The following is a 12173-nucleotide window of genomic DNA, read 5'->3' as shown; positions in this document are numbered from 1 at the left end:
CGCCTCCGGTGTCTGCGGTGAGGCAGACGTTAGGCCACGCCGAGCACTACTGGCAAGCTGCCAATAACGGTGCACTCAGCGGCGGCGGCCCCAGGCGGCGAGGGTGAACTGGGGCACGTCGATGAACGTGGGGTCGTCGAGCAGGGCGGTGAACTCGTCGAGCTCCGCCCGGGTGACCGAGCCCGCTTCCAGCAGGGACGGGCTCACCTGTGCGATCAGCGGCCGCCAGCGGTCGCGTTCGAGGTTGCCCATGCACGCGAGCCTGCCGGTGAAGTCGACGTCGGTGAGCCCGGCTCCGGCGAGCGCGGCCGGAATGGATCGCGCCCAGGTCAGATCCGCCCCGTGCTCGGCGTACTTGTCGCGGTACGCCGCCATGATCCGCCGCACCACGGGGAACGGGGAGGTCTCGGCAGGCAGTTGGTACGGCTCCTCGAGGACGAGCCAGCCGCCCGGCTTCAGCCAGCTCGCCGCCCGTGCGAGGACCGCGTCCCGCTCGGGCAGATGGCTGAACAGATACCTGGCGTGCACCAGGTCGAACCGGCCCGGCGCGTAGCCGGGGTCGGTGACGTCCTCCTCGGCGATCTCCAGGTTGCCCGCCGCGCCGGCGTCCAGGTACCGCGTGTCTATGTCCGCCGCGACCACGCGCCCGTCCCGGCACCGCTCGGCCAGCCAGTACGCGATGGAGCCGGCTCCCGCGCCGAGTTCGAGGCAGTCCCACGACGGGGCAGGGGCGAGCGCGGCCAGCAGCCCGGTGCTGAACACGTCGACGCTGGACTGGATCGAGTTCAGCCTGGCCCGCTCGGTGGGGGAGTCCTTGCTCAGGACACCGGTCCGGTAGGACGTGCGTGCCGGTTCCTCGGCGGTCATCGATGTCCTTCCTCGTGGTGCCGAGGGGGCCTGGGGCCTCCTCGGCGCCTACCGCGCGCCGACGGCGCGAGTTCGCCGTGGATCGGGTTCATCGATGAGCACGGAGGAACGCGCCTGCGCTGCGCAGCGCCGCCCTGCCCTCCGGCAGATAGTCGGCGAACGCCTGGAACACGTGGATCTGTCCGGGCCATACCTGGAGTTCGGCTGAACCGCCGCACGTCCGCACCGACTCGGTCAGCCGTTCGGCGTCGCCGAGCAGGCATTCGGTGTCGCCGACCTGGATGAGCAGCGGCGGCCAGTGCGACTTGTCCGCGGTGAGCACGTTAAGCCGCGCGTCGGCCGGGTCGGCGCCTCCCGCGTAAGCCTGCCCGCACTTCTCCACATAGGCGGGTGGGATGAAGGGATCGCGTTGCTCGCTGTCCCTTCGCCTGATCTCGGCAAGATCGAAGTCGAGCCATGGTGACAGCAGTACCGCGCGAGCGGGCAGCGGAAGTCCGGCGCGGCCGATGTCGGCGAGCAGGCCTGCCGTCAGCTGGCCGCCCGCCGAGTCGCCGGCGACGCTGATCCGTTCCGGCGGAAAGCCCTTGTCCAGCAGCACCCGGTACGCCGCGAGCGCGTCGTCCGCCGCCGCGGGGAAGGGATGCTCGGGCGCACGCCGGTAGTCGAGCAGGAACACCGGCAGGCCCGAGGCCGCAGAAAGCCGGTGCGCGAGCAGACGGTGCGACCGGGGTGAGCCGAACACGAAGCCGCCGCCGTGCAGGTACAGCAGGACGCCGCTGCCCGCACGGGCCGTCGCCGCCCGGAGCCAGACCCCGCGAACGGTGCCGTACCTCGCGGGCCAGGCCCTGGCCCCTCGCGGCAGCCTGCTCAGCCCGGCACTGTCCGCGGTGCGGCGCAGCGCACGCAACTGGTAGCCGCGCGGTGAACTGCGGTCGCCCAGTGGGCGCACGCGGCTGGCGAACATCCGCCGCAGCCGCACGCTCTCCGGACTGGGCGCAGGAAACTCGGTTCGCGTCGCCGAGTCGTCGCTCCCAGGGGTCGTCGCGGCCATCGGCCCTCCTTCAGCTCATCCGGAAACCTACGGTATGCGAATCCGGAGACCGACGGTATCCTCGATCCCGAAAAACAATCATGCAAGCTTGCTTTTTGTTTTGGCTGGTGCCAGGCTGGCGTCCGACGACACGAGGAGGTGGCCGTGGCGGACCTCGGCGCGATCTTGGACGACCTCGCCGCGCAGGGTCAGGAGGTCGACGACCTCGTGGCCGGCCTCTCGGACGCGCAGTGGCGGCAACCGACACCCGCCGCGGGCTGGACGATCGCGCATCAGGTGGGGCACCTGGCGTGGACCGATGCGCAGTCGCTGACCGCGGCGAGTTCGCCGGACGACTTCTCCTCGGCTCTCGAGCACCTGGTGGCCCGCGGCTCGGCCTACGTGGACGAGGTGGCAGAGGAGTGGGCGGGTCTGCCCCGTGAGGAGTTGATGCGGACCTGGCGTGCGGGTCGTGGCGCACTCGCGGAGGCGCTCGCCGCCGTTCCCGCGGGCACGAAGCTGCCGTGGTTCGGCCCGCCCATGAGTGCGGCATCGATGGCCACCGCGCGGATCATGGAGACCTGGGCCCACGGGCAGGACATCGCGGACGCGCTCGGCGTCCCGCTGCGGCCAGGCGACCGGTTGTGGCACGTGGCCCGGATCGGGGTGCGCACGAGGGACTTCGCCTTCCTCGCGAACTCGCTGGCACCGCCGGGCGAGGAGTTCCGAGTCGAGCTGGCGGCACCGGGCGGCGGCACCTGGACCTTCGGTCCGGGCGACGCCGCGAACCGGGTGACCGGCAGCGCGGTCGACTTCTGCCTGCTCGTCACCCAGCGCAGGCATCGTGACGACACCGACCTCGTGGCCGACGGCGACTCCGCGCGGGAGTGGCTCGGGATCGCGCAGGCCTTCGCCGGGCCGCCGGGCAGCGGCCGGATGGCGGGGCAGTTCTCGTGACCACGCAGGCTGCGGCACCGAGTGACCCGGTGCGCATCGGCAACGCGTCAGGCTTCTACGGTGACCGGTTCTCCGCGGTCCGCGAGATGCTCACGGGGGGACCGCTCGACGTCCTCACCGGCGACTACCTGGCCGAGCTGACCATGCTGATCCTGGGCCGCGACCGGATGAAGAACCCGGACCGGGGATACGCCAAGACCTTCCTCCGGCAACTCGAGGAGAACCTCGGCCTCGCCATGGACAAGGGCGTCAAGATCGTGGCCAACGCGGGCGGACTCAATCCACGGGGCCTCGCCGACGCACTGCGAGAACTGGCCGCGAGGCTCGGCATCGAGGTCGCGGTGGCCCACGTCGAGGGAGACGACCTGCTGTCCAGGGCGGGGGAACTCGGCCTCGGCGCGCCGCTGACCGCCAACGCCTACCTCGGCGCTTGGGGAATCACGGACTGCCTGCGGGCGGGCGCAGACGTCGTGGTCACCGGACGCGTCACCGACGCCTCGGTGATCGTCGGTCCCGCTGCCGCGCACTTCGGCTGGTCCGAACAGGACTACGACGCACTGGCGGGCGCGGTGGTCGCCGGGCACGTCATCGAGTGCGGAACGCAGGCCACCGGGGGCAACTACGCCTTTTTCACCGAGCATCCCGAGATCGGTGTTCCGGGATTTCCGCTCGCCGAGATCCACGCCGACGGCTCCAGTGTCATCACCAAGCATCCGGGGACCGGCGGCGTCGTCACGACGGGAACGGTCACCGCGCAGCTGTTGTACGAAATCACCGGCGCCCGGTACGCGGGGCCCGATGTCACCGCGCGTTTCGACACCCTCGTGCTGGAGCAGGACGGCGAGGACAGGGTGCGGATCTCCGGGGTGACCGGCGAGCCGCCACCGCCGCAGCTGAAGGTGTGCCTGAACACCCTCGGCGGATGGCGCAACGAGGTCACCTTCGTCCTCACCGGACTGGACATCGACCGCAAGGCGGAACTGGTCCGCACCCAGCTGGACGACGCGCTCGGTGCCGAGGGGCCCGCCGAGGTCAGGTGGACGCTTGCCAGGACCGACCACCCCGATGCCGACACCGAGCAGCGGGCCAGCGCGCTGCTGCACTGCGCGGTGAAGGATCAGGACCAGAAGGTGGTGGGCAGGGCCTTCAGCGGCGCGGCGATCGAGCTGGCACTGGCTAGCTACCCGGGCTTCCACGTCACCGCGCCACCGTCGGACGCGTCCCCGTACGGCGTCTACAGACCGGCCTATGTGGACGCCGCCGAGGTGCCACACGTCGCAGTGCGCCCGGACGGGTCCCGTGTGGACGTCGCACCGGCCGGCGCGACGAAGCAGCTGACCGAAGTGGACGATCCGGAGCTGCCGTCGCCGCTGCCGGAGGGCCCGGTTCGCCGGATGCCGCTCGGTTCGGTGGCCGGCGCGCGCAGCGGCGACAAGGGTGGCAACGCGAACGTCGGCGTGTGGGCGCGCGGCGACGACGCCTGGCGCTGGCTCGTGCACACCCTGACCGTTCGGGAGTTCCGGCGGCTGCTGCCGGAGACCGAGCCGCTGACCGTGCACCGCCACGTGCTGCCCAATCTGCGCGCGCTCAACTTCGTGGTCGAGGGACTGCTGGGGGAGGGTGTTTCCTCCCAGGCCCGGTTCGACCCGCAGGCCAAGGCGCTCGGGGAGTGGCTGCGCTCCCGTCACCTGGACATACCGGAGGCACTGCTGTGACCCAGACCGAAGCGGCACCACCCGTGGTGGACCCGTTCACCACCCCGGAGCGCGTCGCGCTGCGCCAGACGGTCCGCAGGTTCATGGAGACCGAGGTCCTGCCGCACCTCGACGAGTGGGAGCGGGCCGGCGAACTGCCGCGCGAGCTGCACCGCAAGGCTGGGCAGGTCGGACTGCTCGGGCTCGCGTTCCCCGAGGAGGTCGGCGGCGGTGGCGGCGACTACCTGGACGCCCTCACCGCGACCGAGGAGATCCACTACGCGGGCGGTTCCGGCGGGCTCATCGCGTCGTTGTTCACCTGCGGGATCGCGGTTCCGCACATCGCCATGGCAGGCGACCCGGACCAGGTTGACCGTTGGGTACGCCCGGCGCTGGCCGGTGAGCTGATCGGTTCGCTGGCGGTCACCGAACCGGACGGCGGGTCCGATGTGGCCTCCGTGCGGACCACCGCACGCCGCGATGGCGACCACTTCGTCGTCAACGGCGCCAAGACGTTCATCACGTCCGGCTGCCGTGCGGACTTCGTCACGACCGTCGTGCGGACCGGTGACCCCGGCGCACACGGGCTTTCCCTCCTGGTCGTAGCACGGGACACGCCGGGTTTCACGGTCACCCGCAAGCTGGAGAAGATGGGCTGGCACTGCTCGGACACGGCCGAGTTGTCCTATGTGGACGCGCGCGTTCCGGTGGCGAACCTGGTGGGCGCGGAGAACAGCGGTTTCGCCCAGGTGGCGACACAGTTCGTCACCGAGCGGCTCTCCCTGGCGGTCCAGGCGTACGCGACGGCCCAGCGCGCGCTCGACCTGACGCTGGACTGGTGCCGGATGCGCGAGACCTTCGGCAGGCCACTGATCTCCCGCCAGCTCGTGCAGCACACGCTGACCGAGATGGCCAGGAAGATCGACGTCGCCAGGACCTACGTCCGGCAGGTGGCGCTGCGGCACGTCGCTGGTGCGGAGGTCATCGCCGAGGCCTGCTTCGCCAAGAACACAGCCGTGGAGACCGGCGAATGGGTGGTGCACGAGGCGGTGCAGTTGCACGGTGGCCTCGGTTACATGCGCGAGGCCGAGGTGGAACGGCACTACCGGGACATGCGCATTCTCGGCATCGGCGGGGGCACCGACGAGATCCTCGCCGGGCTCGCGGCCAAGCGATTGGGGTACACCGCATGACCGCACTGAGGTCCGTGGTGGACCCGAAGTCGCCCGAGTTCGAGGCCAACCGTGCCGCGATGCTCGCCAAGCTCGGCGAGCTGGAGGCCGAGCAGGCCAAGGCCGTCGCAGGCGGCGGGGAGAAATACACGGAACGGCACAGGGGGCGTGGAAAGCTGCTGGTCCGCGAGCGCATCGAACTGCTGCTCGACGAGGACGCCCCGTTCCTCGAACTGTCCCCGCTCGCGGGATGGGGCAGTGACTTCCAGGTCGGTGCGAGCGTCGTCACCGGCATCGGCGTCGTCGAGGGCGTCGAATGCATGATCATCGGCAATGACCCGACGGTGCGCGGCGGCGCGAGTAACCCGTGGACGACGCGCAAGATCTTCCGCGCCTCCGACATCGCGCTGGAGAACCGGCTGCCGGTGATCAACCTGGTCGAGTCCGGTGGCGCGGACCTGCCGACGCAGAAGGAGATCTTCATCCCCGGCGGGCGGCTGTTCCGGGATCTCACCCGGTTGTCGGCCGCGGGCGTTCCGACGATCGCGCTGGTGTTCGGCAACTCCACGGCGGGCGGCGCTTACGTGCCGGGCATGTCCGATCACGTCGTGATGATCGCCGAACGGTCCAAGGTCTTTCTCGGCGGCCCGCCGCTGGTCAAGATGGCGACCGGCGAGGTCGCCGACGATGAGTCCCTCGGCGGTGCGGACATGCACGCTCGCACCTCCGGGCTCGCCGACTATCTCGCACTGGACGAACCCGACGCGATCCGGCTCGGTCGGCGGATCGTGGCCAGGCTGAACTGGCGCAAGCACGGACCGGAGCCGGCGGCCGCCGTCGCGCCCAGGTACGACGAGGAGGATCTGCTCGGCGTCGTCCCGGAAGGGCTGAAAGTTCCGTTCGATCCGCGCGAGGTGCTCGCGAGGGTCGTCGACGGCTCCGAGTTCGACGAGTTCAAACCGCTCTACGGCAACAGCCTCGTCACCGGCTGGGCGCGGTTGCACGGCTATCCGATCGGCGTGCTGGCCAACGCGAGAGGGGTGCTGTTCAGCGAGGAGGCGCAGAAGGCGACCCAGTTCATCCAGCTGGCGAACCAGACGAGGACGCCGCTGCTGTTCCTGCACAACACCACCGGATACATGGTCGGGCAGAACTACGAACAGGGCGGGATCATCAAGCACGGCGCGATGATGATCAACGCGGTGTCCAACAGCACGGTGCCGCACCTCTCGCTGCTCATCGGCGCCTCCTACGGCGCGGGGCACTACGGCATGTGCGGCAGGGCATACGATCCCCGGTTCCTGTTCGCCTGGCCGAGCGCCAAGTCCGCGGTCATGGGGCCGCAGCAACTCGCCGGCGTGCTCTCGATCGTGGCCAGGGCGGCGGCCGAGAGCAGGGGGCAGAAGTACGACGAGGACGGCGACGCCGCCATGCGCGCGGCGGTGGAGGGGCAGGTCGAGGCCGAATCGCTGCCGATGTTCCTGTCCGGCAGGCTCTACGACGACGGGGTGATCGACCCGAGGGACACGCGCACCGTGCTCGGACTGTGCCTGTCAGCCATCCACAACAACCCCGTCAGCGGCGCCGGTTTCGACGGCACCGGCTTCGGCGTCTTCCGGATGTAGGAGCTGGGCTGCCATGCGATTGAACGAGAAGCCACCACTGAACGCGCCCGCCGAAGGCCCGTTGTCGGGGCGGCAGGGCTGCGTTCGGCGAGAGCGGACTGGTTCCAACCGAGTCAGCCCTGGCGACGCGACCACGGACGCGCGTTTCCAGACAGGGATGTAGGAGCTGGGCTGCTATGCGATTGATCGAGAACCTGCTCGTCGCCAACCGCGGTGAGATCGCGCTGCGCGTCTTCCGCTCCTGCCGGGACGCCGGGATCGGCACGGTCGCCGTGTACTCCGACGCCGACACCGACTCCCCGCACGTCACCTCCGCGGACGCCGCCGTGCGGCTGCCGGGCAACACACCGTCGGAGACCTACCTGCGTTCCGACCTGGTGATCGCGGCGGCCACACAGGCCGGTGCCGACGCCGTGCACCCCGGCTACGGCTTCCTGTCCGAGAACGCCGGTTTCGCCCGTGCCGTCCGGGACGCCGGGCTGACATGGGTCGGCCCGGCGCCCGAGGCCATCGAGACCATGGGCTCCAAGGTGGAGTCCAAACGCCTGATGGCCGAGGCCGGGGTACCGGTACTGCCCGAACTGGACCCGGCCGACGTCACCGAGGCGGACCTGCCGGTGCTCGTCAAGGCGTCCGCGGGCGGTGGCGGCCGGGGAATGCGGATCGTCCGCACGCTCGCCGAGCTGACCGACGCCGTGGCGAGCGCGCAGGCCGAGGCGGCATCCGCGTTCGGCGACCCGACCGTGTTCTGTGAGCGGTATCTGGACACCGGCAGGCACATCGAGGTTCAGGTCATGGCGGACGCCCACGGCACGGTGTGGACCGTGGGGGAGCGCGAATGCTCCATCCAGCGCCGCCACCAGAAGGTCGTCGAGGAAGCGCCATCGCCGCTGGTGGACGCCGCGATGCGGGCGGAACTGTTCGCGGCGGCGCGCACCGCGGCCAAGGCCATCGACTACGTCGGCGCGGGCACGGTCGAGTTCCTGGCCACCGCCAGTGGAGAGTTCTTCTTCCTGGAGATGAACACCCGGCTGCAGGTCGAGCACCCGGTAACCGAGTGCACCACCGGTCTGGACCTGGTGACGTTGCAGCTGCGCGTCGCAGAGGGGGAGCGGCTGCCACAGGAGCCGCCCGCGCCGCGCGGGCACGCGATCGAGGTCCGGCTCTACGCCGAGGATCCCGCCGCGGGCTGGCAGCCACAGAGCGGCACACTGCACGACTTCCACGTTCCCGGAGTGGTCGCGGAGTTCGCGCTCCCGCACCGGCACGGCATCCGGCTGGACAGTGGCGTCACCGCCGGATCGGTGATCGGTGTGCACTACGACCCGATGCTGGCCAAGGTGATCGCCTGGGGCCCGGATCGCACCGCCGCCGCTCGCGCCCTCTCCGGAGCGCTGGCCAGGGCGCGAATCCACGGTGTCACCACGAACCGGGACCTGCTGGTGAATGTCCTGCGCCATCCCGCGTTCCTCGCGGGCGACACCGACACCGCGTTCTTCGACCGCCACGGACTGGACGCGCTGGCCACCCCGCTGGCAGGCGAGCGAGCACGGACGCTGTCGGTGCTGGCGGCCGCGCTGGCCGACGCGGCGGCCAACAGGGCGAACGCCAGGGTGCTCGGCGGGCTGCCCAGCGGCTGGCGGAACCTGCCCTCAGCACCGCAGCGCAAGACGTACGTGGTGGCCGGTACCGAGTACGAGGTCGCCTACCGTCTCGGTCGCTCGGGCCTCGTCGCGGAGGGCAACGAGTGCTACGAGGACGTGGCGCTGGTCGAGGCCGTCCCGGATCGGGTCGTGCTCGCCGTGTCGGGCGTCCGGCGCACGTTCACCGTGGGACGCCATCCCGGCCTTGTCGTGGTGGACTCCCCGCTGGGGTCGGTCGCCTGCGCGCCTGCGCCCCGGTTCGCCGATCCGGAAGCGGCACTCGCGGCGGGCTCGCTCGTCGCGCCGATGCCGGGGACGGTGCTGCGCGTGGCGGTGTCCGAAGGGGACTCGGTCAGCGCAGGCGATCCCTTGCTGTGGCTGGAGGCGATGAAGATGGAACACCGCGTCTCGGCGCCCGCCGACGGGGTGGTCGCCGAACTGCCGGTGGTCGTGGGCCAGCAGGTCGATCTGGGAACGGTTCTGGCAGTAGTGGATCTGAACACCGAGGAGTCGGAATGACCATGAACTTCACCGAGCCCGAGGAGCGCCTCGCGCTGCGCAAGGCGGTCGCGGAACTGGGTCGCAGTTACGGCTACGAGTACTACCTGGAGCGGGCCCGCGCGGGCGGACACACCGACGACCTCTGGGACGAGGCGGGCAGGCTCGGCTATCTCGGCGTCTCGGTGCCGGAGGAGTACGGCGGTGGTGGCGCCGGCATCGGCGATCTGGCCGCCGTGTGCGAGGAGTTCTGCGCTGCCGGTACGCCGATGCTGCTGATGGTCGTCTCCCCGGCGATCTGTGCCACGGTGATCGCCCGGTTCGGCACCGACGAGCAGAAGCAGCACTGGCTGCCCGGTTTCGCCGAAGGGCGGGTCCGGATGTCGTTCGCGATCACCGAGCCCGACGCAGGATCGAACTCCCACAAGATCACCACCACCGCGCGCCGCAAGGAGGGCGGTGGCTGGGTCCTGAACGGGAGCAAGGTTTTCATCTCCGGAGTGGACGAGGCCGACGCCGTGCTGGTGGTCGGTCGCACCGAGGACGCGCGCACCGGCAAGCTCAAGCCCGCGCTGTTCATCGTGCCCACCGACGCGCCAGGACTCGAGTACACCCGGATTCCGATGGACCTGGTTTCCGCGGACAGCCAGTTCAGCCTCTTCCTCGACGACGTCACGCTCCCCGCGGACGCCCTCGTCGGCTCCGAGGACGCCGCGATCGCGCAGCTGTTCGCCGGGCTCAACCCGGAACGCATCATGGGGGCGGCCTTCTCCATCGGTATCGCCCGCTACGCCCTCGACAAGGGGGTGCGCTATGCCAAGGAGCGCAGCGTCTGGGGCGCGCCGATCGGTTCGCACCAGGGACTCGCGCATCCGCTGGCCCAGGTGAAGATCGAGCTGGAGCTGGCGAAGCTGATGACCCAGAAGGCCGCCGCGCTCTACGACTCCGGTGACGACTTCGGCGCGGGGGAGGCGGCCAACATGGCCAAGTACGCGGGGGCCGAGGTCGCGATCAAGGCCGTGGACCAGGCGGTTCAGGTGCACGGTGGCAACGGGCTCGCGTCCGAGTACGGGCTCGGCACGCTGCTCGGAGCCGTTCGCGTCGGCCGGATCGCTCCTGTGAGCAGGGAGATGGTGCTGAACTTCGTGGCGCAGCATAGTCTCGACCTGCCCAAGTCGTACTGACCGGTAACAAGCAAGGAGCGCATGTGAGCACGTTGGCGGGAAAGACCCTGATCATGTCGGGCGGGAGCAGGGGGATCGGCGAGGCGATCGCGGTCCGCGCCGCGCGGGACGGCGCCAACGTCGCCCTGATCGCGAAGACGACCGAGCCGCACCCGAAGCTGCCCGGCACGATCTACACAGCCGCCAAGGCCATCGAGGAGGCGGGCGGTCAGGCACTGCCGATCGTCGGCGACATCAGGGACGACGAGGCCGTCGAAGCCGCTGTCGCCAAGACGGTGGAGCAGTTCGGCGGCCTGGACGTGGTGCTGAACAACGCCAGCGCCATCGATCTGACGCCGTCGGAGTCGATCCCGATGAAGCGCTACGACCTGATGCAGGACATCAACGCCCGCGGCTCGTTCCTGCTGGCGCGCACGGCCATCCCGCACCTGCGCAAGGCGGACAACCCACACATCCTCACACTGTCCCCGCCGATCAGCCTCGATCCCAAGTGGTTCGCCGCGGGCCACCTCGCCTACAGCATCGCGAAGTACTCGATGAGTCTGGTGACGGTCGGCCTCGCGGCGGAACTCAAGGACGACGGCATCGCGGCGAACTCGCTGTGGCCGCGGACCACGATCGACACCGCCGCCATCCGCAACGTCGTCGGCGCCGAGTTGGCCAACAGGTCCCGGACGCCGGAGATCATGGCCGACTCCGCGCACGCGATCCTGACCAGGCCGAGCCGGGAGACCACCGGGAACTTCTTCATCGACGACGAGGTGCTGACGGCCGAGGGCGTCACCGACTTCGCGAAGTACCGGCTGGCCGATCGTGAGGAAGACCTGCAGCTCGACTTCTGGGTCGAATAGGCCCGAGCGGCTTCGAAGGGCACCGGGACAGTGATGCGTGAACCGCGACAGGAACGCAGCAGGACCACTCGGCGGCGGCTGGTGGAGGCCGCGGTGGAGTGCATCGCGGAGCGTGGCTGGAACGGCATCACCGTCGCCGTCATCGCGGAGCGGGCCGGAGTGTCCCGAGGGGCCGCGCAGCACCACTTCCCGGCGCGGGAGGACCTGGTCGCCGCCGCGGTGGAGCTCGTCGGGGAGACTCAGCTGATCGAACTCCGCACCCGCTCCGCGGACCTGCCCCCCGGGTCCTCCCGGATCGAGCCGGTGGTGGACATGCTGTTCAACCTCTATGCGGGACCGATGTTCCGTGCCGCCCTGCACCTGTGGGTGGCCGCTTCGACCGACGACGCACTGCGGTCCGTCCTGGTGCCGCTGGAGGCCAGGGTCGGCCGTGAGGCCCACCGGGTCGCACTCGAACTGCTCGGGGTGGACGAGTCGCACCCCGGCGTGCGCGAGATGGTGCAGGCGACGCTGGACCTCGCGCGCGGGCTCGGGCTGGCCAACCTGCTCACCGACGACACGCGCAGGCGTCAGCAGATCGTGCGCCAGTGGGCGCAGGTGCTCGCCCCTGCCCTGCCGCAGGCGGCCCCGGCCGGGAGCTGACCCGGGCCGG

Annotated in this window: 10 protein-coding genes; 8 read left to right on the top strand and 2 right to left on the bottom strand. The window is 70.4% G+C overall.

The window, feature by feature from the left end:
- Positions 1 to 75: 75 nt before the first annotated feature.
- Together BM199_RS11845 and BM199_RS11840 are read right to left on the bottom strand one after the other, a co-directional pair.
- Positions 76 to 867: a class I SAM-dependent methyltransferase gene (locus BM199_RS11845; protein ID WP_091672879.1), complete on the bottom strand. Its 792-nt coding sequence runs from the start codon at positions 865 to 867 to the stop codon at positions 76 to 78.
- Positions 868 to 955: 88 nt separating this feature from the next.
- Entirely contained in the window at positions 956 to 1918 is a 963-nt protein-coding gene (locus BM199_RS11840) for an alpha/beta hydrolase (RefSeq protein WP_091672877.1), read from the bottom strand.
- 144 nt (positions 1919 to 2062) lie between these two features.
- Between BM199_RS11840 and BM199_RS11835 the strand changes: the two genes are divergently transcribed.
- From BM199_RS11835 to BM199_RS11800, 8 genes are all read left to right on the top strand, one after another.
- Complete coding sequence (locus BM199_RS11835; protein WP_091672875.1) at positions 2063 to 2854, top strand: TIGR03084 family metal-binding protein; 792 nt, start codon at positions 2063 to 2065, stop codon at positions 2852 to 2854.
- Positions 2851 to 4569, top strand: coding sequence for an acyclic terpene utilization AtuA family protein (locus BM199_RS11830; protein WP_177242579.1), 1719 nt, complete (start codon positions 2851 to 2853; stop codon positions 4567 to 4569). Before BM199_RS11835 ends, BM199_RS11830 begins: the two co-directional genes overlap by 4 nt.
- A gap of 23 nt (positions 4570 to 4592) precedes the next feature.
- Complete coding sequence (locus BM199_RS11825; RefSeq protein ID WP_091673202.1) at positions 4593 to 5741, top strand: acyl-CoA dehydrogenase family protein; 1149 nt, start codon at positions 4593 to 4595, stop codon at positions 5739 to 5741.
- A complete protein-coding gene (locus BM199_RS11820) occupies positions 5738 to 7345 on the top strand; it encodes an acyl-CoA carboxylase subunit beta (RefSeq protein ID WP_091672873.1) in 1608 nt (535 codons plus the stop codon). Before BM199_RS11825 ends, BM199_RS11820 begins: the two co-directional genes overlap by 4 nt.
- Before the next feature lie 182 nt (positions 7346 to 7527).
- Positions 7528 to 9507, top strand: a complete 1980-nt coding sequence (locus tag BM199_RS11815; RefSeq protein WP_091673200.1) for an ATP-binding protein — start codon at positions 7528 to 7530, stop codon at positions 9505 to 9507.
- Between the two features lie 2 nt (positions 9508 to 9509).
- Entirely contained in the window at positions 9510 to 10670 is a 1161-nt protein-coding gene (locus tag BM199_RS11810; RefSeq protein WP_091673198.1) for an acyl-CoA dehydrogenase family protein, read from the top strand.
- Between the two features lie 23 nt (positions 10671 to 10693).
- Positions 10694 to 11521, top strand: coding sequence for an SDR family oxidoreductase (locus tag BM199_RS11805; RefSeq protein ID WP_091672871.1), 828 nt, complete (start codon positions 10694 to 10696; stop codon positions 11519 to 11521).
- Between the two features lie 33 nt (positions 11522 to 11554).
- Positions 11555 to 12163 (top strand): TetR/AcrR family transcriptional regulator, encoded by a 609-nt coding sequence (locus BM199_RS11800; RefSeq protein WP_091672870.1) that lies wholly within the window; start codon positions 11555 to 11557, stop codon positions 12161 to 12163.
- Positions 12164 to 12173 lie beyond the last annotated feature (10 nt).

Source organism: Amycolatopsis marina (assembly GCF_900111885.1).
Lineage (GTDB): Bacteria > Actinomycetota > Actinomycetes > Mycobacteriales > Pseudonocardiaceae > Amycolatopsis > Amycolatopsis marina.
Note: the sequence above shows the minus strand (reverse complement) of the source record. Positions and strands in the feature narration are given on the sequence as shown.